This is a genomic window from Franzmannia pantelleriensis, assembly GCF_900102875.1.
In the GTDB taxonomy this organism is placed as follows: domain Bacteria; phylum Pseudomonadota; class Gammaproteobacteria; order Pseudomonadales; family Halomonadaceae; genus Franzmannia; species Franzmannia pantelleriensis.
The window spans coordinates 311,543-335,067 of the sequence record NZ_FNGH01000001.1 but is presented as its reverse complement, the minus strand read 5'-3'; the positions used below and the strand labels follow the sequence as shown (position 1 = coordinate 335,067).

Below are 23,525 nucleotides of genomic sequence, written 5' to 3'. Positions count from 1 at the left end.
AACGCTAGGGGAGTATCGTCCTCCCATCGGCCACACCCATTCGCCCCGACTAGCAGGACATCCCTGAATGTATCGGTACGACACTTACGATCAGACGCTCGTCGACGAGCGCGTCGCCCAATTCCGCGACCAGATGGCCCGCCATCTGGCCGGGCGCCTGCCGGAAGAAGAGTTCCGCCCGCTGCGCCTGCAAAACGGTCTGTATATCCAGAAGCATGCGCCGATGCTGCGCATTGCGATTCCTTACGGCATGTTGTCGAGCACTCAGCTACGTGCCCTGGGCGAGATCACCAGACGCTATGACCGCGGTTATGGCCATTTCACCACGCGCCAGAACCTGCAGCTCAACTGGCCAGCGCTCGAGGATGTGCCCGAGATTCTCGCCGACCTGGCCAAGGTGCAGATGCACGCCATCCAGACCAGCGGCAACTGCATCCGCAATACCACCAGCGATCAATTCGCGGGTATCGCCAAGGACGAGGTCGAGGATCCGCGGCCCTGGTGCGAGCTGATTCGCCAGTGGTCGACGCTGCACCCCGAGTTCGCCTTCCTGCCACGCAAGTTCAAGATCGCCGTCAGCGGCGCGGCGGAAGATCGCGCCGCCATTCAGGTTCACGACATCGGCCTGCGGCTGTGGCACGACAGTGACGGCAGCCTGAAGGTCAAGGTGCTCGCCGGCGGCGGTCTGGGCCGCACGCCGATGATCGGTGACGTGGTGCGCGAGGACCTGCCCTGGCAGCACCTGCTGACCTATCTGGAAGCCTGCGTACGCGTCTACAACCAGTTCGGTCGCCGCGACAACAAGTTCAAGGCGCGCATCAAGATCCTGGTCAAGGCGCTGGGTATCGAGGAGTTTCGGCGTCGCGTCGACGCCGAGTGGGCGCACCTCAAGGATGGCCCGCAGACCCTCACTCAGGAAGCCGTAGACGCCGCCCGCGAGCATTTCGTCGAGCCTGAGCGGGGGGACGTGAGCGAGCAGGCCACCGCGGCCTTCGAAGCGCTACGAGCCGAAAACCGCGCCTTCGCCCGCTTCGTGACCAATAACGTCACTGATCACAAGGTGCCCGGCTACAAGGCCGTGACGCTTTCGCTGAAGCGCCGCGAGCACGCACCTGGCGACGTCACCGCCGACCAGATGGACGCCGTAGCCGACCTCGCCGAGCGCTACAGTTTTGGTGAGCTGCGGGTCACCCATGAGCAGAACCTGGTACTGTCCGACGTGCCGGTAGACCAGCTCGAAGCGCTGTGGCAAGAGCTCGAGTCGCTGGGCATGGCCAATCCCACCGTGGGGACGCTCAACGACATTATCTGCTGCCCCGGCGGCGACTACTGCGGCCTGGCCAATGCGGTATCGATTCCCATTGCTCAGGCGCTGCAGGAGCGCTTCGAGGATCTCGACTTTCTCTATGACCTGGGGCCCATCGACCTCAATATCTCGGGCTGCATGAACGCCTGCGGCCACCACCATGTCGGGCATATCGGGATTCTCGGGGTCGACAAGAAGGGTGAGGAGTATTACCAGATTTCGGTGGGCGGCAATGCCACCGACGATGCCTCGCTGGGCAAGATCCTCGGGCCTTCCTTCTATCGAGAGGACGTTCCTGGAGTGATTGACAAGGTGCTCAAGGTCTACGTCGAGCAGCGCCACGACGACGAGCGCTTCCTCGACACCTATCGCCGCATCGGCCTCAAGCCGTTCAAGGAGCGCGTCTATGCCTGATACTCAACTCGAACATGCCCAGACGCTGATCAAGCTGGGACAGCCGGAACAGGATGAGTGGGCACTGTCGCGTATCGATGACAAGCTCCCCGAGCGACGCCCGGTGATCGTGCCGCTGGCACTCTGGCAGGCTAGCGACGCGGATCCGCAGCTGGCGCCCTGGCTGCCTAGCGACACCGTCATCGATGATGAGCTGGCCGCAACGCTGGCCAAGGCGCCGCTGGTAGCCATCGACTTCCCCGCCTTCACCGACGGCCGCGGCTACTCCCTGGCCCGGCTGTTGAGAGAGCGCTACGGCTATCAGGGCGAGGTGCGCGCCATTGGCGACGTGCTGGTCGACCAGCTCTTCTACATGAGTCGCTGTGGCTTCGACGCCCTCGCCCTGCGCGAGGATCAGCACCTCGACGATGCGCTGCGTGCGCTGGGGGCCTTCAGCGTCAGCTACCAGCCCGGCGTGGACAGCCAGGAGGCGCTGTTCGAGCGGCGTCTGCGCGAGGCCAACGGCGGCTAACTCCGCTTGCCCCCTCTCGCACGCCAGCAGGAGGCCCGGCATACCGCCGGGCCTCCTGCGTCGTGCCATATGTCAGCCGCGACGCTTCTGCTGACGCTCCCGGTTGTTGGCACGTGCGCGTTCGGATTTGCGCAGCATCACGTAGGTCGCCCCTAGCCCGCCATGAGAGGCAGGTGCCGAGGCGAACGCCTGTACCTCGTCGAACTGCTGCAACCACTTCACGACGTAGGAGCGCAGCACGTTGGGCGGGCTATCGATCTCGCGACCGCGGCCGTGAATCACCATCAGGCTGCGCAGTTCGGCGTGGTGTGCCTCGCGGATGAACTGGAAGAGCTCGCGGCGGCACTCGGCCAGGGGGCGCTTGAGTAGATGCAAGCGCGCCTCGGCGGGATAGCCCCCCTGACGCAAGCGGTCGAGTACACCAATCTGGATGCCATCGTGACGATACTCCACCGGATCGTGGGCGCCGACCAGTTCGACGAAATCATCGGACAGGAAGTTATCATCGCCCGTAGCATTGGCGGCACTTTCACGCCGCGCCAGCTGGGCATCGCTGGGCGCCCGGCGAGCGGGGCGAACATCGGCCTTGTCGCGGCCTCGCACCAGCGGTCGTACGTCACCCATGAGCTGTCTGAAACTGAGGTCATCCTGTTGCACGGGCGCTCTCCTCACATCGAACCTGGATCGATCATAGCAAAGTGCACTGCACGCTGACGTCATCCCCCGTATTATTTGTCATTGCATCTCGTCGAACGTATAGGGAGTCGCATGCGCAAACGCTATGCGGTGATGACAGGTCTTGCCCTGAGCCCTCTGCTGTTGGTGGGCTACCTGTGGCTGACCATGCTCAGCCCGCTCACCTATGACCGACCCGAGCATTTGCCACCGATCGTCCAGGGCGAGCACCAGGTCTTCGTCTATGGCACGCTGCGTTATCCATTGGTGCGCTGGTGGGTCTATGGTCGCACGGGCTCGCCGGAACCGGCACGACTGCAGGGATTCCGCCGCACTGGGCTCGACCTCGAACCGGCTGAAGACGAAGTGGTGGAGGGCTTGCTGCTGACGGTGGACCACCACGAGCTGGCGCGTCTCGACCGCTATGAACGCCTGGGGATTCGCTATGAACGGGTTGCTCAGCGACTGACGAATGGCCAGATTGCTTGGGTATACCTGCGACTTTAATAAGATATCGATTGGGTTTGTTTAGCGAAACGATAACGGTATAAGAAGAGTCGCACAGGCCTCCTCCCAACTTGTGGCCGGCTAGATCGGCACTCTACAATGTCGGGGTTTGCTCGATTTCACCAAGGAGTCGTGATGGCCACCATCACCTACTATCACAATCCGCGCTGCTCCAAGTCCCGCCAAGGCTTGGCACTGTTGGAGGCACAAGACGTTGATCTGAAAGTGCGTCGCTACCTCGATGTCCCGCTGGACCGCAGCGAACTACAAGCGCTGGTGGCACGCCTCTCGACGCCCTTCGCCAGCCTGGTGCGCACCAATGAGTCAGCCTGGAAAGCCCTTGATATCGACATCGCCGATCATCAACGCGTGCTTGACGCCATCGTAGCCGAACCACGCCTCCTGCAACGACCGATCGCCGACGACGGCCAGCAGGCCGTCATCGGCCGCCCTCCCGAGGCCATGCTGGCGTTATTCGATCCCGCTTAACACTACCCATTTGCCTGGAGTCAGGATGCCCTCCTCTCTGCCCTACGTATTGGTCCTCTACTATTCACGGCACGGCGCCACCCGACAGATGGCCGAACAGCTCGCTGCCGGCGTGGAGCGCGTGCCGGGCATCGCTGCCCGGTTGCGCTGCGTACCGCCGGTCTCGACGACCTGTGAAGCGGTCGACCCAGAGATACCCGCCGAGGGCGCGATCTATGCCAGCGCCGACGATCTGCGCGACTGTGCCGGTCTCGCCCTGGGCAGCCCCACCCGCTTCGGCAATATGGCCGCGCCTCTCAAGTACTTCCTGGATGGCACCAGTGAGCTATGGATGAACGGGGCACTGATCGACAAACCCGCCACCGCCTTTACCTCGACCTCGAGCCTGCACGGCGGTCAGGAGACCACCCTGATCACCATGCTGATGCCTCTGCTGCACCACGGCATGGTCTACGCCGGCCTGCCTTACAGCGAAACCACCCTGTTCACTACCCAAAGCGGTGGCACCCCCTACGGTGCCAGTCACGTCGCGGGCAGTCGCAGCGGTCGTGCGCTCGACGACGATGAGCGCACCCTGTGCCAGGCTCAGGGCCAACGCGTGGCGCGGTTGGCGCTCGCCCTTACCGCGCTGAAGGGAGTCGATAGATGAGACAGATGCTGGAACGCTGGGAAGCCCAACACGGCATCGATGTGCTAACCGAGCGCTCGCGGCGTGGCGTGCTGGGTAGCTACCTTTTGCTACTCATACTGCTGATCTACAGCGGTACGGTCATCCACAGTGTCGAAGAAGGTGGCTGGATCCCCATTCTGGTGCGCGGCCTGCCGCTGGTGCTATTCCTGCCGTCGATCATCGCCCGCCGCCCCCGCGGCCACGCCTGGCTGGCCTTCGTCAGCCTGCTCTACTTCATGCAGGGCGTGATGGTGGCAACGCTGCCTGGACAGGGGCTGTTCGGCATCCTCGAGGCGCTGACGGCGATGATGCTGTTTGCTGCCTGCACCTGCTATGCCCGCTTTCGCAGCCGCCAGCTGCGTCAACAAGGCTGATCCAACACCCGCCATGCCGCGCCCAGCGTCCCGCGAGGGCAACATAACCCAGGTTACCGGCAGCGCGTGAGGACTTGGCATAGCATGCACCAATGGCCTTGCGCGCGGTCAATATTCTCGGTTGAGCCCAGCGCCGAGAGCGGCGAAGATGGTGACACGCTTTCAGGAGATCGACATGACACGAGACATCGCCGACATCAGGCGTGACTACGAGGGCGGCCGCCTCGATGAGGCCGGCACCCCGGAGGCACCCTTTGCACTGTTCGACGAATGGTTCCGGCTGGCGCTCGAATCAGAGGGGGATGATGGCAATGCCATGACCCTGGCCACCGCCGATACGCAGGGCCTGCCGCATGCCCGAGTCGTGCTGCTCAAGGGCTATGACGAACAAGGCATGGTGTTCTACACCAACTACCACAGCCACAAGGGCAGCGAGCTGGCCAATGTACCTCAGGCAGCACTGGTGTTCTGGTGGCCATCGCTGTCGCGCCAGGTGCGCGTCGAAGGCCGCGTGGAGCAAGTCAGCGCCGACGAGTCCGATCGTTACTTTGCCAGCCGCCCTCGCGGCAGCCAGCTAGGCGCCTGGATCGCCACTCAAAGCGTGGAGATCCCCGATCGTCACTGGCTCGAGGAGCGCCAGTCACGCTATGAGCAGCTGTATGCCGAGCAGGAGATCGCGCGCCCGGCCCACTGGGGCGGCTACCGACTGATCCCGGAGATGCTCGAGTTCTGGCAGGGCCAACCCAGCCGCTTGCACGACCGCATCCGCTACGAACAGCGCGACGGCGACTGGCACAAGTACCGGCTCGCCCCCTGAGCCTTGCGACGCCCCTTACGGGGCGTCGTCGTTACTCCATGGCACTATCGAGGCGCAGCTTCTGCCAGTCGCTGACCGGCTCGTTGAGGCGCAGGCTGGCATGCATCACCTGCTCCTCCATGTCATAGCGCAGTCGGAAGCCGAGATGCTTCATCAGTGCGCGCATGGGGTGGTTGTCGACCATCACCGTACCGACCATCTCCAGGGTGCCCACCCCCTTGCAGTAGCGGATCATCTTGTTCATCAGCAGGCTGCCGAGGCCGTGGCCGTGCATGTCATCGCGGATGATGACCGAAAACTCGGTGCGAATGTTGTCCGGGTCGTTCCACACCCTCACCACCCCCAGCATTTCCTTGCTGCCGTCGTCGCGATGATGCTCGGCAATGAACGCCATCTGCCGGTCGTAGTTGATATGCGCCAGCATCGACAGGTCGCGCTTGGTCAGATCGGCCTTGTGATGGAAATAGCGGAAGCGAATGCTCTCCTCGGAAAGCTGGGTATGGAAAGCGGTGATAAGCGGCGCATCTTCGGCGCGGATCGGCCGCACTTCCACCGCCATCGCATTGTCCAGCGTCACCCACTCACGCAACTCTTCGGGGTACGGCATGATCGCATGGCGTGCCGGTGTGCCCAGGTCCATGGCGAAGTCCACCGCCACTACCCCGTCGCGGTTGAGCAGTAGCGGGTTGAGCTCCAGTCCCTTCAGCGCCGGCAGGTCCGATGCCATCTGCGAGAGCTTGACCAACAGCTGGCAGAGCCGCTGGATATCGCGCTGCGGGTCACGAGAGTGCTCGCGAATCAGCTTGCTGGCATGTGTCTGTGCGACCAGGTCATCGGCCAGGGTCATGTTGAGCGGCGGCAGCGCCACGTGGCGGTCGGCCAGTACGTTGACCTTGTACCCACCGATACCGAACACGATCACTGGACCAAAAATCGGATCGCGGGTGATGCCGGCACATAGCTGCATCGAGTGCTTGCCACGCTGCATCGGCTGCAAGCAGAACTCGCGTATGGTCACGCCGGGAAACTTCTCGGCGACCTTGTCGCTGAGCTGCACCACGCCCTCGGCGACCTGCTCGGGGGTGGTCAGGTCCTGCAGCATACCGGCAGAGAGCTTATGAGGATGACGCCGGTAGCGGTATGGCACCACGTTATGGTCGTGGATCACCTTGAGCGCCATCGGCTCATCGAAACTCGCCGCCGCGGCTTCCTCGGCATCATGCAGGTAACGACTAGGGGCGGCGGGTATTCCGTAGGCCGCCAGCACCTGAGCGGTCTCGGAGTGCATCAGGCTCTCGCGACCGTCCTCACGGGCGCGTTCGATCAGCGCGTGGCAGCGCTGACGAATCTCGGCGGTAGTCGCAAACGGCAGACTCGGCGGGGTCTCCTGCAGCAGCGCCTGGACGCGCTGGTAGTCGACCATGTGCATGAACGCCTTGACCGCCTTCTCCGGCGATATGTAGGTGGGAATGCCCGCCAGGTTGCACTCGTGACGTGCCGATAGCGCCTCCTCGAGCCCCATCCAGCTGGTCAGCAGGTTACGCTTGAAGCGCTTGCGGTTGGCGACAATAGCCTCGGCGGTTAGCTTGGATGGCGCCATCCGGGTCGGAGCATGCACCACCAGCACCGCATCGACATCGGGGTCGGCCGCTACCACTTCGAGGGCATCGACCATGCGCTCGGGCGTGGCGTTGCCACCCAGATCCACCGGATTGCGCCCTGGTAAACTCATGTCGAAGTCGCCGCGAGTCAGGGCACGGCGCGTATCATCGCTGAAGCTGGCCAGTCGGCCACCGGCGCTGATCAGCTTGTCGATGGCCAGCATCGCCGGCCCCAGGCCATTGGAGACGATCGCCAGGCGATCGCCGCGCAGCGGCTTCATTCGCGACAGCGTCTCCAGCGCATCGAACAGCTCGTCGGAGTCGTCGACACGCACCACCCCGGCGCGGGCCAGGGCCGCATCGAAGATCACGTCGCGGTTGGCGATTCCCGGCGTTGGCGCCAGCCCAGAGATATCCGACTCCGGCGTCCGGCCGCTCTTGATCGCCAGCACCAGGCGGTTGCGCGATGCTTCGCGCAGTGCGGTCATGAAGTGCTGGGCGTCGTGAATGCGCTCCAGGTGCAGCAGAATCGCCTGGGTCGGGGCATGCTGATTGATGTAGTCGATCAGGTCGGGCAGCATCACATCGACGCTGTCGCCCAGGGTCACCAGGTGCGAGAAGCCGATGCCGCGACCCGCCGCCCAGTCGATCATGGCATTGCCGAGCATCCCCGACTGCCCGAGGTAGGCGACTCGACCCGACTTGACCGGCTGACTGGCATAGGTAGCGTTGAGCTTGCGCCCGGGCACGATCAATCCTAGGCATTCGGGCCCAAGCACGCGAATGCCACTCAGGCGCGCCGCCTTGATCATGCGTTCGCGAATCGAGCCACCGTCACCGCTGCGGTCATCGAGGTAGGCCCCGCCGGAGAGCACCATTACCGCCTTGACGCCTATCTCACCGAGCCGTTCGATCAGCTTGGGCACGCTATCCACCGGCGAGCAGATCACCGCCAGGTCGGGGGATGCCGGCAGATCACCGACGCGTTTGACGCAGGGCACCCCATGCACGCTGGCATAGCCCTTGGGGTTGACCGCCCACAGCTCACCGGGAAAGCCTGCCTCGAGCAGATTGCGCACCACCAGGCCCCCCATCGAGTGAGGCTTTTCCGATGCACCAATGATCGCCAGGCTACGCGGCTCGAAGAAGTGCCGCAGAAATCGTGTACCCAAAACGCTCTCCCGAAGCCCTATGCTCTCTTATCCCCCTGTGTACGACTTATTGACACTGTCGTGCAAGGCCTCAAGCCGATTATGGTCGCAGCATCTCCCGCGGAGCTTGCGATGATCACCGCCTACATCACCCACCCCCGCTGCCTGGACCACCACATGGGACCGCAGCATCCCGAAAGCCCGCTGCGTCTCGAAGCGATTCGCGCCCGACTGGCCTTGGCCGGCGTACTGCAGCAGACCATGCAGTCGGAAGCCAAACCGGCCACCGACGAGCAGCTGCTGAGGGTACACCCGGCGCGCCATCTGCATGCCCTCGACAAGTGCGTGCCAGATGACGGCCTGGTGACCATTGACGACGGCGACACCCTGATGAATCCGCACAGCCTGGATGCCGCGCGGGTCGCCGCGGGCGCCGTCGTGCGAGGCATCGATCAGGTATTTCGGCATCAGGCCGATAATGTCTTCTGTGCGGTTCGCCCCCCCGGACACCACGCCGAAGCCAGCGATGCCATGGGCTTCTGCTTCTACAACAACGTCGCCGTGGGCGCGGCCCATGCGCGCGAGCAATACGGCGCACGGCGCATTGCGATTCTCGACTTCGACGTGCACCAGTGCAACGGCACCATCGACATCTTCAAGGACGATCGCGACGTCCTCATCTGTACCAGCTTTCAGTACCCTTTCTATCCGTGGCGCTACCTGCGCAGCGAGCACCACAATGTGGTCAATACGCCGCTCGAGGCGGGCTGCGACAGTATCGCCTTCCGCAAGGCGATCGAGGACGACTGGCTGCCGGCGCTGCATGCCTTCAAGCCTGATCTGGTACTACTTTCGGCTGGCTTCGACGCCCACCGCGAAGATCCCATGGCCGAACTCAACCTGGACGAGGCCGACTATCACTGGGTCACCCGGCTGGCGATGGAGATCGCCGCGCTTTATGCCGATAATCGTCTGGTTTCGGTGCTCGAAGGCGGCTATGACCCCGATGCCCTGGGCCGCTGCGCCGAGGCCCACGTCAAGGCACTGCTCGGTCAGCCCTGGGCGAACTGACGTCCGCCTGCAGTGAGCACGACGCGATGAGGCAGGCCAGCGGCGCCGCTGGCCAACCGGTCAAGGCTCGTCTGTGGTAAACTTCAGGAAATTAAATTTCCAATAGTGAACTGCCCCAATGAGCGCCACCACCGATCAAGACGCCGCCCTGCGCATCGCCTCAGGGCGCAAGCCGTTCGTCGAACCGCTGCGCCTGGGCGAGCGACTCAAGGAAATCCGCCTGGCCAATCACTGGACGCTGGAAGACGTCAGCCAGCGCACTGGGCTTGCGCGCTCGACGCTTTCCAAGATCGAGAACGATCAGATTTCGCCGACCTTCAGTGCCGTACAGAAACTGATCGGCGGCCTGGGCATCGACCTGCCCCAGCTGCTCAGCCCTCCCAAGCCCCAGAGCCGAACCCTGGGACGCCGTGACCTGACCCGGGTCGGCGAGGGTCAGCAACATCCCACACCGACCTACGAGCATGAACTGCTCTCGTGGCAGCTAGCGCAGAAGCGCATGATCCCGTTCAAGACCATCGTTCGCGCGCGGGGCTTCGATGAGTTCAGCGAGTGGGTGCGGCACGACGGCGAGGAGTTCCTGATCGTGCTCGACGGCGACATCTTGCTGTATACCGAATTCTACGAGCCGCTACGCTTGACCCGCGGCGACAGCATTTATTTCGACAGTGACATGGGGCATGCGCTGGTCTCGGTCAGCGACGAGGATGCCGTAGTGCTGTCGGTATGCACCCGCGCGGAAAACGCCTGAACACGCACATCACGAGACGCGGCGATCCCCGGGGCGGCGCGTCGGTATGTCGTCGAATACCAGCCGCCCCTCGGCATTGATGGCCTGAAAGTGCCGGCCCTTGGCGCGCGCCACCAGGAGCACCCCAAAGCGCTCGGCCAGTTCGACGCCCTTTTGCGTTACGCCCGAGCGTGACACCAGCACGCTGATCCCCATCTGAGCCACCTTGAGCACCATCTCGGACGTCAGCCGCCCCGTGGTATAGAAGATATCCGCCTCGCCGGCCTGGGTGGCTTCGAGCCACTGGCGGCCGGCCAGGGTATCCACCGCATTGTGGCGCCCCACATCCTCGACGAAATCCAGCACCTGGTCCTGACGACACAGCGCACAGCCGTGGACCGCACCGGCGCTCTTGTAGGTCTCGTTGTAGGCGCCGAGGTTATGCAGCAGGCGGCCGAGCACCGACTGGGAAAGCACCGTGCCGGGGAGTGGTGCCAACCCCGTGGCGTCCAGCAAACGACCGAACACCGTCCCCTGTCCGCAGCCGGTGGTCACCGTACGCTGTCCCAGGCGCTCTTCGAGATCCTCAGGCAGCCGCTGGGTGACCACCGCCGCCGCTTCGACCTCCCAGTCCACATAAACCGCCAGCAGGTCCGCTTGCGAATCGAGCAGCCCCTGATTGCGCAGATACCCCACCACCAACGCCTCGGGTTCGGCGCCCAGCGTCATCAGGGTGACGATTTCATGCCTGTTGAGGTAAACCGTCAACGCACGCTCGGCGGCGATCGCCTGGCGACGCGATGCGCCGAACTCGTCGACAACGTCGATCTCGAGGGTCGTCGGTAGACGCGCCCGGCTCAGGCTGATGGCAGTCATGTCGAAGGCTTCTCCAAGCAGTTCAGTGGCTTGACCATGATGGCACTGCTGGCGCTTACTGTCTTCAGTCATCCCATCGACAGCGTTACGCGGAGCCATCATGTCGACTTCCAGTTTACGCCAGTTGAGCCTGGCGCTTGCCGGCGAGAACAAGACCGTCAAGGGATTCACCCGCATGCAGTGGCGGATTGCCGCCCTCGCGCCGGGGGACCAAGGCCCTCATGTGCTCGACCTGCAGCTCTATATGACCGAGCGTGCCGCCTACCGCTTCAACCTTGGCTCCGCCGAGCCGAGGCTGTTCGTGCGCTGCGGGTTCAGCGGCGAACATCCAGATCCCACCGCCATCACCGCCAGCCAGGATGTCGCCGCTGGTTGGATGGACGGTGAGCAGCAGGTGCTCGAGGCGCCGATGCCATTAGCCATCCAGGTGTGGCTGGAAGCCTACCTGGCCCGCCACGGCGAAGCGCCGCCGGAGGGGCGCAAGAAGAAGCGCAAGGGCGCCGGGCGCGCCCAGGAGGACCAGGTATGAACCGCTTCGAACGCTGGTCGCGGCGCAAGCGCGGCCTCGCCGTCGAGCAGGATGCCGGCGATGAAAGCGTAGGTACAGAAACGCCCGAGCCAGCGGTGGAAACGGCCGAGTCGGCCTCCTCCTCCGAGCCCGCTGCCCAGCCCCCTCGGCAGAGGGTCTCCGATGAGGTTGGCGATACACCTGCGGCCCCTCCCGCAGAGGGCAGCCTCGACCACACCCTTCCGGCCCCCGAGACCCTGGGGCCTGGCAGTGATTTCAAGGCCTACCTGGTACCGGGGGTGAGTAGCGCCCTCAAGAACCGAGCCCTGCGCCGCCTGTGGGCCACCGGTAACTATAATGTCCGTGACGGCCTCGACGACTACGATCTGGACTACTCCCAGATGCGCAAGATGACCGCCGAGACCAGCGAAACGGTACGCCAATGGGGCAAGAAGCTGGTCGAAAAGCTGGACGAGCCTGCCGAAGACGCAGCGACGGATCTCTCCAGCAGCAGCAATGCACCGGACGTCACCGGCGACACAGCACCTTCCGATGACGGCGAAGCCGACACTCCCGCTAACGCGGAGCAGGATGGCCCCCCTGATGAAGCACTTCCCGAGCGGGAGCGTTGAAACGCAGCGTGCTTCGTCAACTGCGCATAGACTAATGAGGCATTGGCGCCGCTGTACCCAGACGTCGAAACTACTTGCATAGAACCTGCACGCTCGCATAATGAGCGCGCTAATGATAAGGCTAGGCTTTATAAGCAATGCCACGAAAGCGGTGCCATGACGCCGCTTCACGATCGACCTGACGATGAGAGACCATGACACAACGCATCGCGCTGACTCAGCTCGACGCGCAGCACAATGAGCAGGCGCAGTCTGCTGCATTGGCGCGCGTTTCCTGGCCGACCAACCTGACGCCGGCCAACGTCAGCTACCAGAGCCAAGGGCACCTGCTGGTCATCGGCGATGCCGATGCCTGCCGTGTCGCCTGCGACACTCTGATCCAGCATCTGCATGCTGACGGCTTGCGTAGCATTACCCTGATGGTCGATGCCGCCGGCAAGGCCTCCGCCTCCCTGAACGACCTACCCGATGGGGTCATCTGCCAACGGGCCGATCTCCGCAAGCACTCCCTGTCGATCAGCGGCTATCTCGGCTGTTTCAGCGTGATGCTGCAACGTGCCGATGAGTCGATCGATCTCGCCAAGGCAAGCCTTACGCGGCCCCACTTCGATCTGGTGCTCGACGTGGGGGAAACGCCCTGCCTGACACTGGAATTACCGCCGCCTGGCTACCATGCCGTGCAGTCGGGCACGCCCGCCTTCGCCGAGACGCTGGCCGCTCTGCCTGACATGGTGGGTGAATTCGACAAGCCCAAGTACTTCCAGATCGACCATGACCTGTGTGCCCATGCCGGCCGCGGTCAGCAGGGCTGTACCCGCTGCCTGGACGTGTGCCCGGCCGATGCCATCACCAGCCAGCAGCAGCGTATCGAGGCCTGGATCGAGATCGACCCTTTCCGCTGCCACGGCGCCGGCAGCTGCACCGCGGCTTGCCCCACCGGCGCCATCCAGTATCGGCTGCCGCAGCCCCAGGCTCAGCAGGAGTTCGTGGCTCGGCTGCTGGCGGTCTACCGTGAGGCCGGCGGCCAACTGCCGATAGTGCGCTTCGCCGACCGCGCCACCCTCGAACACCAAGCCACATCACCTGCCGGCAACATGCTTGATGTACCGCTCGAGGAGCTCGGCGCCGCAGGACTCGACGACTGGCTGGCGGCACTGGCTCAGGGCGCTTGCGAAGTGCGCGTGTTACGTCCCGCCGATATGCCGGCTCGCATGGCGGCGCAGATCGATGACCAACTGCGCCAGGCGCATGTCATTCTCGAAGGCCTGGGGCTCGATCCGCAGCGAATCGGACTGCTCGACGCCAGCGACGCTGCGGTAAATGAGCCTCTGCCGCATTTTCCCGCCCTGACGACCGGGCCGATGCCTGCCGGCAGCAAGCGCGAACGACTCAATGCCAATCTCGATTGGCTGGCTCAGCAGGGGCAGCCAAGTGGCGAGCGACATGCCCTGCCCGCCAACGCTCCCTTTGGCGGCCTGGACGTCGACGCCGCTGCCTGCACCCTGTGCATGAGCTGTGTCGCGGTCTGCCCCACCACTGCCCTGGCCGGTGGCGAGGATCAGCCGCAACTCAGCTTCCGCGAAGCCGACTGCGTGCAGTGCGGGCTTTGTGATAGCGCCTGTCCCGAGGATGCCATCTCGCTGGTGCCTGGCTTCGCAGCCAGCCCCGCGCGCAGCGAGCGGATGATCTGTAAGCAGGAAGCCGCGTTCGAGTGCATCAGCTGCGGCAAGCCCTTCGCTACCGCCAGCACCATCGCCAACATCAAGGCCAAGCTGGCGGATCACCCCTATTTCGCCGGCGAGGCCATGGCGCGCCTCGAGATGTGCGAAGACTGCCGCGTCAAGGACGTGTGGCATGAACTGGCCCGCGATCCCCACGCCCAGCTTAAGGTATGACGCCATGAGCCACGCTACCGACTTGCCCGCCGCGCTGGATGAAAGCGATGCACTGCGCGCCGACATCTATCGCCTGCTGGGTAGGCTGATTGCCGCACCACCGGACCAGCCCCTGCTGGATTTTCTCGCCGGGCTCGAGGCCGAGGATGATGGTGCGCCGCTCAGCCAGTCCTGGCAGGACCTCGCCCATGCTGCACACGCAGCAGACAGTGAAGCACTGGCCCGCGCACACTTTCGCCACTTGATCGGGGTCATTCAAGGCGAGGTCGTGCCCTACGCCTCCTGGTACCTGCACGGCACCCTGATGGACGAGCCGGTGGTGGCCGTACGCCGAGACCTTCGCCAGCTGGGACTCGAACGCGACCCGGAGGTCAAGGAGCCCGAAGATCACCTGGCGGCACTGTGCGATGCAATGGCCTGGCTGATCGAGCGAGCGCCGGCCGAGCAGGCCAACTTCTTCACCCATCATCTGGCGAGCTGGGGCGAGCGCTGCATGCGCGACCTGGCCGCTGTGGACACCCCGTTTTATGCCAGTGTCGGCCGACTCGGTCTGGCCTACCTGGCGATGGAAGCAGAGCGCTACGACGCCGCTCTCAGCGCGGTGCGGATCGTTGATCCAGCGCCCAACTGAGGCATGGAGGCAAGCCCTACAACCGCTACGCTGTTAACAGACAAGAAGCAACGAGGAGAAACACAGCATGCCTGACCAACATAACCCTCAGCGGCGTCGTTTCCTGCGTGTGATGGGTATCGGCGGCGCCGCTGCCGGTACCGCCGCAGTGATCGGCAACGTCACGCTGGTACAAGCCGACAAACCCGCAAGCGAGACCCAGGATGCGCCGCTGCGCTACCGGGAAACCGACCATATCCGCGCCTTCTACGCCACGCTGCGTGACTGACGCCTTCGCGGTTCACGGTTAAGAGGAATGATTCGATGCGCTTGACAAAAAAAGCCACCACTCCCGCCAAGCCGGGGCTAGGCATCTCCCGCCGCCAGTTCCTGAAGCGTAGCGGTGCCACCACCGGCGGCCTGGCCGCAGCCGGGTTCCTGGGCAACGGCATGCTGCGCCCAGCCGAAGCCAGCGGCAAGACGCCGGTCTCCGATGCACCGGTCGAGACCAAACGCACCATCTGCACGCACTGTTCGGTGGGCTGTGGCACCTACGCCGAGGTTCAGGAAGGCGTCTGGACCAAGCAGGAGCCGGCCTTTGACCATCCGATCAGTCGCGGTGCTCACTGCGCCAAGGGCGCCTCGCTGCGTCAGCACGGCCACTCTACCCGGCGTCTCAAGTACCCGATGAAGCTGGTCGGCGGCGAGTGGCAGCGCATGAGCTGGGATGATGCCATCGATGAGATCGGCGACAAGCTGCTGGAACTGCGCGAGGCGTATGGCCCGGACAGCGTCTACTGGCTAGGGTCGGCCAAGTTCAACAATGAACAGGCCTACTTCATGCGCAAGCTGGCCTCGATGTGGGGTACCAATAACACCGACCACCAGGCACGCATCTGTCACTCCACCACCGTTGCCGGGGTAGCCAACACCTGGGGCTACGGCGCGATGACCAATTCGCTCAACGACATGCAGAACAGTCGTTCGATCCTGTTCATCGGCTCCAACCCCTCCGAAGCGCACCCGGTGGCCATGCAGCACATCCTCATGGCCAAGGAGAGGAACAACTGCGACATCATCGTCGCCGATCCTCGCTTCACCCGCACTGCGGCCAAGGCCAACAAGTACGTGCGACTGCGCCCCGGCTCAGACGTGGCCTTCATCTGGGGCCTGCTGTGGCACATCTTCGAGAACGGCTGGGAAGATCGCGAGTATATCGCCCAACGCGTCTACGGCATGGAAGACGTGCGTGCTGAAGTCGCTCAGTTCACCCCAGACGTGGTCGAAGACGTTACCGGGGTTCCCGAGAGTGCCATGTATGACACTGCCAAGCGCCTCGCCGACAACCGGCCCGGGTGCGTGGTGTGGTGCATGGGCGGTACCCAGCACACCACCGGCAACAACAACACCCGCGCCTACTGCATCCTGGAGCTGGCGCTGGGCAACATCGGCAAATCCGGTGGCGGTGCCAACATCCTGCGCGGGCACGACAACGTTCAGGGCGCCACTGACCTGGGCCTCGGCTCCGACTCGTTACCCGGCTACTACGGTCTCGCCGAAGGTGCCTGGCAGCACTGGGCCAAGGTCTGGGACGTCGACTATGAGTGGCTGCAAAGCCGCTTCGAGGACGTCGAATACGCCGATGGCAGGCCCATGAACACCGCCGGCATTACCGTGTCGCGCTGGGTCGATGGCGTGCTAGAGGAAGACGACAACATCTCCCAGCGCACCGCGCTCAAGGCGATGTTCTACTGGGGCCATGCGGTCAACTCCCAGACCCGCGGGCCGGAAATGCAGCAGGCGATGCAGAAACTCGACATGATGGTCATTGTCGACCCTTACCCCACCGTCGCCGCCGTCATGCACGACCGCTCGGACGGCGTCTACCTGCTTCCCGCCGCCACCCAGTTCGAGACCACCGGCAGCGTTACCGCCACCAACCGTTCGCTACAGTGGCGCGACAAGGTCATCGAGCCGCTGTTCGAAGCCAAGCCCGACCACGAGATCATGTATCGCTTCGCACGTAAGCTCGGCTTCGGCGATGAGTTCGTCAAGAATATCGAGATGAACGGCGACGAGCCGCTGATCGAGGATATCCTGCGCGAGATCAACCGCGGCATGTGGACCGTTGGTTACACCGGCCAGAGCCCCGAGCGCCTCAAGGAGCACCAGCAGAACTGGCACACCTTCAGCTTCAGCAACCTGCGCGCCGAGGGCGGTCCGGCGGACGGCGACTACTATGGCCTGCCCTGGCCGTGCTGGGGCACCCCGGAGTTCCGCCACCCCGGCTCACCCAATCTTTACGACACCAGCGTGCCAGTGAAGGAAGGCGGGATGGGGTTCCGTGCGCGCTTCGGCATCGAGCGCAACGGCGTCAATCTGCTCGCCGACGGCTCGGCGCCGGTGGACTCCGACCTCACCGACGGCTACCCCGAGTTCACCGCTCAGATGCTCAAGGATCTTGGCTGGTGGGACGACCTCACCGATGAAGAGAAACAGGCCGCCGACGGCGAGAATTGGAAGACCGACTTCTCCGGCGGTATCCAGCGCGTGGCCATCGAGCACGGCTGCGCCCCCTACGGCAACGCCAAGGCTCGTGCCATCGTCTGGACCTTCCCGGACGAAGTGCCCAAGCACCGCGAACCGCTCTACACCACGCGCCGCGATCTGGTCGAACGCTTCCCGACCTGGGACGACTTCGACTCGATCATGCGCCTGCCGACGCTCTACAAGACCATTCAGGATCGCGACAACTCCAGCGAGTACCCGATCATCCTGACGTCCGGCCGGCTGGTCGAGTACGAAGGAGGTGGCGAAGAGACCCGTTCGATGTCGTGGCTCGCCGAGCTGCAGCAGGAAATGTTCGTCGAGATCAATCCGACCAACGCCAACGATATCGGCATCAGCGACGGTGACGAGGTCTGGGTCGAGGGTGCCGAAGGGGGCCGCGTCAAGGTCAAGGCGATGGTCACCCGGCGGGTCGACCGCGGCGTCGCCTTCATGCCGTTCCACTTCGGTGGCATGTTCCAGGGCGAGAGCCTGCGCGACCGCTACCCCGAAGGCTCGGATCCCTACATCCTCGGCGAGGCGGCCAACACCGCCACCACCTACGGCTACGACCCGGTGACACTCATGCAGGAAACCAAGTGCACCATCTGCCGGATCGAACGCGCCTGACCGCGACCCTGACCGCTTGACGGCGCGGCAGGTATGCCGCGCCGGAATAGGAGAAACACCATGGCCCAGATGAAATTCATGTGTGACGCCGAACGCTGCATCGACTGCAACGGCTGCGTCACCGCCTGCAAGAACGCCAACGACGTGGAGTGGGGCATCCAGCGCCGCCGCGTGGTGACCCTCAACGACGGCGAACCCACCGAGGTATCGATTTCAGTGGCCTGCATGCACTGTGACGACGCCCCGTGCATGGCGGTCTGCCCCACCGACTGTTTCTACAAGACCGACGACGGCATCGTGCTGCACGACAAGGATCTGTGCATCGGCTGCGGCTACTGCCTCTACGCCTGCCCGTTCGGTGCCCCGCAGTTCCCCAAGCAGAACGCTTTCGGCGAACGCGGCAAGATGGACAAGTGCACCTTCTGTGCCGGCGGTCCCGCCGACTCCAAGGAAGAGGAGTACGAAAAGTACGGGGCCAACCGTATCGCCGAGGGCAAGCTGCCGCTGTGCGCCGAAATGTGCTCCACCAAGGCACTGCTGGCAGGTGACGCCCAGACCGTCGCCGATATCTTCCGCCAGCGTGTGGTGCAGCGCGGTCATGAAGACGGCGCCTGGTCAGAGGTCAATCGCCAGGGCCCCGACACCGCCGCAGCGCGCATGGACAACCTGGCCTACGATGCCACCCGCCAAGGGTAAGGAGGCCGCCCATGTCCCTGTTCAGACATGTCTGTATCGTGCTGTTGATGACGCTGCTGACGCTTGGCGTCGGCAGTCAGGCCGTGGCGCAGTCGGCCGACCCCGGCCGCGAGATCTCCACCTCGGTGGGCGCCGCTGATGCCGACACCTGGCGACAAGTGAGAAGTGGCGAGGTCGATGCCAACTATCGCGACTCGCGCCATGATTCCAACTACAATCTGATCAATGCCGCCGGCCAGACTTGGCGGGAGATACGCAACCACTGGGTCACGCCCTTCGGCCTGATCGCGATCGGCGCCATGATCGTGATGATCGCGCTGTTCTATGTGATCTTCGGCCGCAAGAACCTCGACGAACGCCCCACCGGCCGCAAGCTGTTCCGCTGGTCGGCGCTGGAGCGCACCCTGCACTGGAGCGTTGCGTCGCTGTTCATCATCCTGGCGCTGTCGGGGCTCAATATCCTCTACGGCAAGTACGTGTTCCGCTCGCTGTTCGGTGATGCGGTGTGGGGGGCGATGATCTCGGCCTCGAAGGTATCGCACAACTATCTGGGACCGCTGTTCGGGATCCTGCTGCTGATCATCCTGGCCAAATTCTTCAAGCATAACCTGCCGAAGAAGCACGACCTGGCCTGGTTCAAGAAAGGCGGTGGACTGGTCGGCAAGGGTCACCCCGATGCCGGTTTCGCCAACGCCGGTGAGAAGGTCTGGTACTGGCTGCTGGCCACCGCTGGCGTGGCGGTGATCATCAGCGGCCTGGTGCTCAACTTCCCTAACTTCGACCAGTCCCGCGACACCATGATGTGGGCCAACGTCATCCATGCGGTGGCGGCCCTCGGCCTGACCGCCGTGGCACTTGGCCATATCTATATCGGCACCATCGGCACCGAAGGCTCCCTGGAGGGCATGAAGACCGGGTACGTCGATGAAGTCTGGGCCAAGGAGCACCACAACCTGTGGTACGAAGAGGTCAAGGACCAGGCCGTCGATGCTGAGCAACTCGACACACCCGCTGCTGGTGAAGACGAGCGCCCTGCTCCCAGCCAACCTGGCTAATACCGATAATTGACGCCCCATTGGACACCGCCCACGGGCGGTGTCTTTTGTTATGCTTGGCGTCAAACGCCGACACCTATTTCCGACATGAGGAACACCATGCAACATCTCGACGACGCCACCCGCACCGAACTCGAAGCCGCCGCCTTCCGGCGCCTGCTCAAGCACCTCGACGAGCACAAGGAAGTGCAGAACATCGACCTCATGGTGCTCGCCGGCTTCTGCCGCAACTGCTTCTCCAAGTGGCTGGTCAACGCCGCCGACGAACGCGACGTGGCGCTCGATCTCGACGACGCTCGCGAGTACGTCTACGGCATGCCCTATCAGGAGTGGAAGGACAAGCACCAGACGCCGGCCAGTCCCGAGCAACTCGCCGCCCTCGAGGCGCGCCATTCGCACAAGGGCTGACCCATGAGCGATGATCGCAACACCCAGGTGCCGCTCAACGTTGCGGTACTGACGGTCTCCGACACCCGCACTGAGACCACCGACCGCAGCGGTCAATTGCTGGTCGAGCGCCTCACCGAGGCCGGGCACCACCTGGCCGACAAGCGCATCGTGGTCGACGACGTCTACCGCATCCGTGCTCAGGTCGCCGCTTGGATCGCTGACCCCAGCGTGCAGGTGATACTGACAACCGGCGGGACAGGCTTCACCGGACGCGATTCGACACCCGAGGCGGTGAGGGTACTGTTCGACAAGCCCATCGAAGGTTTCGGCGAACTGTTCCGCCAACTCTCGTTTGACGACGTCGGCAGCTCGACCATCCAGAGTCGCTGCCTGGGCGGACTTGCCAATGCCACCGTGGTGTTCTGCCTGCCCGGCTCAACCGGCGCCTGCCGTACGGCCTGGGACGGCATTCTGCTCGAGCAACTGGATAGCCGCCACAAGCCGTGCAACTTCGCCAACCTGGTGATACCGGAGCGTGGCACCCATGGCTGACGACCTGCAGCCCGTGAAAGCCGCGCTGGCCGCCCTGCTTGATGGCGTCACACGGCTGGCGGCGGAACCCCTACCGCTGGACGTCGCCGGCGGACGCGTGCTGGCCGACAGCGTCACCGCACGCCTCGACGTGCCCCCCTTCGACAACAGCGCCATGGACGGCTATGCGCTGAACAGTCGCGACGCCGGGCAGTGGTTGCCAATCTCCCAGCGCATCACCGCCGGCCAGCCGGCCAAGCCGCTGGCGCCAGGCAGCTGCGCACGGATCTTCACCGGGGGTGAGATCCCGCCCGGTGCCGACTGTGTGGTGATGCAGGAACGCGTCGAGCGCGATGACGAGCTGGCATTGTTCCCGGCAGGGATTCCCGCTGGCGACAACCTGCGTCGGCGAGGCCGCGATGTCAGCGCCGGCGCGGTGCTGCTCGAGGCCGGCCAAACGCTGAATGCCGCAGCGCTCGGCCACCTGGCAGGCCAAGGGATTACCGAGGTGAGCGTGACGCGCCGGCCGCGGGTGGCGCTGCTCTCCACCGGTGACGAAGTGATCGACCCCGGCCAGCCGCTAGCCCCAGGGCAGATCTATAACTCCAATCGGCCGATGCTGCGCCAGCTGATCGAGCAGTTCGGTGCCGAGGTGGTGCTGGTTAGCCGTGTGGCCGATGACCTCGAGACGACGCGGCGCTGTTTGGCCGACGCCGCCGCCCAGGCAGACATGGTAGTGTCCACCGGCGGCGTCAGCGTCGGCGAGGAGGACCACGTAAAGACCGCGCTGACCGAGCTAGGCGAGCTGGATCTGTGGCGGCTTGCCATACGGCCAGGCAAGCCACTGGCTATCGGACGTCTGCCACGACCCGATGGCAGCAGCGCGCGCTTCGTCGGCCTGCCCGGCAATCCGGTATCGGGATTTGTCGGCGCCTGGCTATTCCTGCGCCCGCTGGTCGGTGCGCTGCTCGGCTGTCCGGCGCTTGCTGAGTTGCCCCAACTGCGCGCGTACGCGGATTTCGCCACCCGCACCCAGGCCCGCCAGCACTATATGCGCGTCGCGCTGACCTTCACCACCAAGGGCATCACGGCCCGCGCCTTTCGCGACCAGAATTCGGGGGTTTTGTCTTCCTGTATTCAAGCCGATGCGCTGGCGGTGATTCCGCCGCATAGCGAGGTACGCCAGGGAGATGAGATCGACTGCCTATGGCTGGTGTGAGGCGCCGTCGCTAGCCAGCTCCTCATGCACCGCTGGCCACAGCTGCCGGAAATCGTGCTCCAGCGCCGAGTAGTCGTCGTACAGCCAGGGCACCAGTTCGGCCAGCCGGTTAGGGCCTGTCAGGCGCTGGCCGATGCCGGCCACCGCACGGCAGGTGAAATCGAAATCGGCGTAGCCACGCAGCCAGTCGTGTGCGACCAAGGACGGCACCATGCTCTCAAGCCGCGCCGGCGCCGAGCGCGCCGCGAGCAGTCGGTAGCAGCGCTCCACCAACAGCTGCTGCTCCGTAAGCGGCGCCTTGTCACGCGCCAGGAAGTGATCCCATACCAGGTCCAGGGCAATCGGCGCATAGCGTCGCTGCGCGCGTGGTGCTCGCTGAAGCGCCGCCAGTACGCGGGGATGCCGATCGACCCAGGCGTCAACGCGACGGTGATGGCGAATCCCCTGCGCCGTAGCCTCAGCCCAGTCGCTAAGGTCGCGGCCCTTGACGCCGTCGGCAATCAGGTTGCCGTAGAGAAAATCATCACTGCCGTGGCGCGCCAGCCAGGCGTGGGCGAGGAAATTCATCAGCCGGCCTACAGGCAGTTGGCGGGTTTGGGTAGCCCGGCCAGCCGCGCGCCGACCTTCGCCGGGCTGTCCGGGAACAACCGCATCAGGTGCAGCGACTTGCCCTTCTCCGGGCCCAGCGCCTGGCCTACCGCCTTGACCAGCGGTCGCATCGCCGGCGAGGCCTCGAAGCGGTCATAGAAGTCACGCAGCACCTCGATCACTTCCCAGTGTTCGTCGGTGAGCGTCCGTGATTCCTCCGCGGCAAGCGCCTCGGCAACGGCTGGAGACCAATCGTCGAGATGGATGAGAAAGCCTTCGGGATCAAGTGCCACCGGTTTTCCGAGCACATCAAGATAACGGTATATTTCCGAGGACGCCATCAGAACCAGCTCACCGTCTTGTCCGCTTCCTCGGTCAGGGCAACGAAGCCATCGGCATCCACCACCAGCACCTCGGCCGCACAGCGTCCGGCAAGGCCACGCGCCTCGAGATCCTCGCGCAGGGCAAACAAGCGCCCCTCGAGTTCACCGAAATGGCGTACTAGCGAGGGCAGCGCACCCTGAACACCGTCTTCGATCAGCAACAGGCGATCATCAGGCCCCATTGCCGCCAGCGCCTGACGATAGACGCGGCTTTCGGTGGGTGATCGGTTCAAGGTATGCAGAATCATGACAGTCTCCGGGCCTTCAGAAATTCAGCACCAGCGGGTGGGCGGCCAGCGCCGCCGCCAGTTGGGGTGGCGCCAACGGTCTCACCGGCAGCAGTAGATCCGCCGCGGTAAGCCCACGCTCGTCGAGCGCTTGCTGATCGACCAGCAGCGTATCGATATCATACATCGCCAGCATCTCCAGCGTCGGCTGGGTGCCCTTCTGCCCCAGCGGCCCGGCGGTCTGTTCAGCCACCAGCGCCGTGACCCCCTCGCCGCAGAACAGCAGCGTCACCTGGCGGCCGAAAGCCGCTGCCACCAGGGCCGCATCGAGCCCTTCGCGCAGCCAGCTGCTGCCGTGGGGAGCATGGCGAAGTATTATCAGTAGCTCACCGGCGGTCTCTACGCTGTCATGCTGCATGGAA

The 23,525-nt window shown here is 64.2% G+C and carries 27 protein-coding genes; 20 read left to right on the top strand and 7 right to left on the bottom strand.

From position 1 onward, the window contains the following. Positions 1 to 67 precede the first annotated feature (67 nt). Complete coding sequence (locus BLT16_RS01340) at positions 68 to 1,720, top strand: nitrite/sulfite reductase (RefSeq protein WP_089656710.1); 1,653 nt, start codon at positions 68 to 70, stop codon at positions 1,718 to 1,720. Beyond that, on the top strand, positions 1,713 to 2,231 hold the full coding sequence (locus tag BLT16_RS01335; protein WP_089656709.1) for a DUF934 domain-containing protein: 519 nt from the start codon (positions 1,713 to 1,715) through the stop codon (positions 2,229 to 2,231). Before BLT16_RS01340 ends, BLT16_RS01335 begins: the two co-directional genes overlap by 8 nt. Before the next feature lie 72 nt (positions 2,232 to 2,303). Here BLT16_RS01335 and smrA read toward each other — a convergent pair whose 3' ends face one another. Then, positions 2,304 to 2,888: a DNA endonuclease SmrA gene (gene smrA / locus BLT16_RS01330; protein ID WP_422717905.1), complete on the bottom strand. Its 585-nt coding sequence runs from the start codon at positions 2,886 to 2,888 to the stop codon at positions 2,304 to 2,306. A 111-nt stretch (positions 2,889 to 2,999) separates the two neighbouring features. Between smrA and BLT16_RS01325 the strand changes: the two genes are divergently transcribed. From BLT16_RS01325 to pdxH, 5 genes are all read left to right on the top strand, one after another. Next, positions 3,000 to 3,413, top strand: coding sequence for a gamma-glutamylcyclotransferase family protein (locus BLT16_RS01325; protein WP_089656707.1), 414 nt, complete (start codon positions 3,000 to 3,002; stop codon positions 3,411 to 3,413). Positions 3,414 to 3,548: 135 nt separating this feature from the next. Further along, positions 3,549 to 3,902 carry an arsenate reductase (glutaredoxin) gene (gene arsC, locus BLT16_RS01320; RefSeq protein ID WP_089656706.1) on the top strand — a complete coding sequence of 118 codons (354 nt, stop codon included), beginning with the start codon at positions 3,549 to 3,551 and terminating at the stop codon, positions 3,900 to 3,902. Between the two features lie 25 nt (positions 3,903 to 3,927). Next, entirely contained in the window at positions 3,928 to 4,551 is a 624-nt protein-coding gene (gene wrbA, locus BLT16_RS01315; RefSeq protein ID WP_089656705.1) for an NAD(P)H:quinone oxidoreductase, read from the top strand. Next, entirely contained in the window at positions 4,548 to 4,946 is a 399-nt protein-coding gene (locus tag BLT16_RS01310) for a DUF2069 domain-containing protein (RefSeq protein ID WP_089656704.1), read from the top strand. Before wrbA ends, BLT16_RS01310 begins: the two co-directional genes overlap by 4 nt. 175 nt (positions 4,947 to 5,121) lie before the next feature. After that, entirely contained in the window at positions 5,122 to 5,763 is a 642-nt protein-coding gene (gene pdxH, locus BLT16_RS01305) for a pyridoxamine 5'-phosphate oxidase (RefSeq protein WP_089656868.1), read from the top strand. 31 nt (positions 5,764 to 5,794) lie between these two features. Here pdxH and BLT16_RS01300 read toward each other — a convergent pair whose 3' ends face one another. Further along, positions 5,795 to 8,536 (bottom strand): bifunctional acetate--CoA ligase family protein/GNAT family N-acetyltransferase, encoded by a 2,742-nt coding sequence (locus BLT16_RS01300; RefSeq protein ID WP_089656703.1) that lies wholly within the window; start codon positions 8,534 to 8,536, stop codon positions 5,795 to 5,797. Between the two features lie 111 nt (positions 8,537 to 8,647). Here BLT16_RS01300 and BLT16_RS01295 point away from each other — a divergent pair, with 111 nt between their 5' ends. After that, positions 8,648 to 9,586: a histone deacetylase family protein gene (locus BLT16_RS01295; RefSeq protein WP_089656702.1), complete on the top strand. Its 939-nt coding sequence runs from the start codon at positions 8,648 to 8,650 to the stop codon at positions 9,584 to 9,586. 118 nt (positions 9,587 to 9,704) lie between these two features. Next, positions 9,705 to 10,337 carry a helix-turn-helix domain-containing protein gene (locus BLT16_RS01290; RefSeq protein ID WP_089656701.1) on the top strand — a complete coding sequence of 211 codons (633 nt, stop codon included), beginning with the start codon at positions 9,705 to 9,707 and terminating at the stop codon, positions 10,335 to 10,337. A 9-nt stretch (positions 10,338 to 10,346) separates the two neighbouring features. Here BLT16_RS01290 and BLT16_RS01285 read toward each other — a convergent pair whose 3' ends face one another. Further along, positions 10,347 to 11,192, bottom strand: a complete 846-nt coding sequence (locus BLT16_RS01285) for a formate dehydrogenase accessory sulfurtransferase FdhD (protein ID WP_089656867.1) — start codon at positions 11,190 to 11,192, stop codon at positions 10,347 to 10,349. Positions 11,193 to 11,292: 100 nt separating this feature from the next. Between BLT16_RS01285 and BLT16_RS01280 the strand changes: the two genes are divergently transcribed. The 11 genes from BLT16_RS01280 (at position 11,293) to BLT16_RS01230 (ending at position 21,905) form a co-directional block, all read left to right on the top strand. Continuing rightward, positions 11,293 to 11,721, top strand: a complete 429-nt coding sequence (locus BLT16_RS01280) for a DUF3305 domain-containing protein (RefSeq protein WP_089656700.1) — start codon at positions 11,293 to 11,295, stop codon at positions 11,719 to 11,721. Then, complete coding sequence (locus BLT16_RS01275; protein WP_089656699.1) at positions 11,718 to 12,332, top strand: DUF3306 domain-containing protein; 615 nt, start codon at positions 11,718 to 11,720, stop codon at positions 12,330 to 12,332. Before BLT16_RS01280 ends, BLT16_RS01275 begins: the two co-directional genes overlap by 4 nt. A gap of 194 nt (positions 12,333 to 12,526) precedes the next feature. Next, positions 12,527 to 14,227, top strand: a complete 1,701-nt coding sequence (locus tag BLT16_RS01270; RefSeq protein ID WP_089656698.1) for a 4Fe-4S dicluster domain-containing protein — start codon at positions 12,527 to 12,529, stop codon at positions 14,225 to 14,227. A gap of 4 nt (positions 14,228 to 14,231) precedes the next feature. Further along, positions 14,232 to 14,858, top strand: a complete 627-nt coding sequence (locus tag BLT16_RS01265) for a TorD/DmsD family molecular chaperone (RefSeq protein ID WP_089656697.1) — start codon at positions 14,232 to 14,234, stop codon at positions 14,856 to 14,858. Between the two features lie 67 nt (positions 14,859 to 14,925). Further along, positions 14,926 to 15,126: a twin-arginine translocation pathway signal gene (locus BLT16_RS01260; protein WP_089656696.1), complete on the top strand. Its 201-nt coding sequence runs from the start codon at positions 14,926 to 14,928 to the stop codon at positions 15,124 to 15,126. Positions 15,127 to 15,161: 35 nt separating this feature from the next. Beyond that, on the top strand, positions 15,162 to 18,014 hold the full coding sequence (locus tag BLT16_RS01255) for a molybdopterin-dependent oxidoreductase (RefSeq protein WP_089656695.1): 2,853 nt from the start codon (positions 15,162 to 15,164) through the stop codon (positions 18,012 to 18,014). A gap of 60 nt (positions 18,015 to 18,074) precedes the next feature. Further along, entirely contained in the window at positions 18,075 to 18,710 is a 636-nt protein-coding gene (gene fdh3B / locus BLT16_RS01250; RefSeq protein ID WP_089656694.1) for a formate dehydrogenase FDH3 subunit beta, read from the top strand. An 11-nt stretch (positions 18,711 to 18,721) separates the two neighbouring features. Then, positions 18,722 to 19,765 carry a formate dehydrogenase subunit gamma gene (locus BLT16_RS01245; protein WP_089656693.1) on the top strand — a complete coding sequence of 348 codons (1,044 nt, stop codon included), beginning with the start codon at positions 18,722 to 18,724 and terminating at the stop codon, positions 19,763 to 19,765. Between the two features lie 99 nt (positions 19,766 to 19,864). Continuing rightward, positions 19,865 to 20,173 carry a DUF1244 domain-containing protein gene (locus BLT16_RS01240; protein ID WP_089656692.1) on the top strand — a complete coding sequence of 103 codons (309 nt, stop codon included), beginning with the start codon at positions 19,865 to 19,867 and terminating at the stop codon, positions 20,171 to 20,173. A gap of 3 nt (positions 20,174 to 20,176) precedes the next feature. After that, positions 20,177 to 20,707: a molybdenum cofactor biosynthesis protein B gene (gene moaB / locus BLT16_RS01235; protein WP_089656691.1), complete on the top strand. Its 531-nt coding sequence runs from the start codon at positions 20,177 to 20,179 to the stop codon at positions 20,705 to 20,707. Beyond that, a complete protein-coding gene (locus tag BLT16_RS01230) occupies positions 20,700 to 21,905 on the top strand; it encodes a molybdopterin molybdotransferase MoeA (RefSeq protein ID WP_089656690.1) in 1,206 nt (401 codons plus the stop codon). Before moaB ends, BLT16_RS01230 begins: the two co-directional genes overlap by 8 nt. On the opposite strand, the gene BLT16_RS01225 is transcribed toward BLT16_RS01230, so the two are convergent. The 4 genes from BLT16_RS01225 to tusC are packed head-to-tail and all read right to left on the bottom strand — an operon-like array spanning position 21,891 to position 23,521. Then, positions 21,891 to 22,472 carry an acyl carrier protein phosphodiesterase gene (locus tag BLT16_RS01225; RefSeq protein ID WP_089656689.1) on the bottom strand — a complete coding sequence of 194 codons (582 nt, stop codon included), beginning with the start codon at positions 22,470 to 22,472 and terminating at the stop codon, positions 21,891 to 21,893. The genes BLT16_RS01230 and BLT16_RS01225 overlap by 15 nt on opposite strands. Positions 22,473 to 22,480: 8 nt before the next feature. After that, the gene (locus BLT16_RS01220) at positions 22,481 to 22,834 is read right to left on the bottom strand and encodes a TusE/DsrC/DsvC family sulfur relay protein (RefSeq protein WP_089656688.1); all 354 of its coding nucleotides are present in this window, start codon (positions 22,832 to 22,834) and stop codon (positions 22,481 to 22,483) included. Then, a complete protein-coding gene (gene tusB / locus BLT16_RS01215; RefSeq protein ID WP_089656687.1) occupies positions 22,834 to 23,124 on the bottom strand; it encodes a sulfurtransferase complex subunit TusB in 291 nt (96 codons plus the stop codon). The genes BLT16_RS01220 and tusB overlap by 1 nt, the downstream gene beginning before the upstream one ends. A 16-nt stretch (positions 23,125 to 23,140) precedes the next feature. Then, a complete protein-coding gene (gene tusC, locus BLT16_RS01210) occupies positions 23,141 to 23,521 on the bottom strand; it encodes a sulfurtransferase complex subunit TusC (protein ID WP_089656686.1) in 381 nt (126 codons plus the stop codon). Between the last annotated feature and the right edge of the window lie 4 nt (positions 23,522 to 23,525).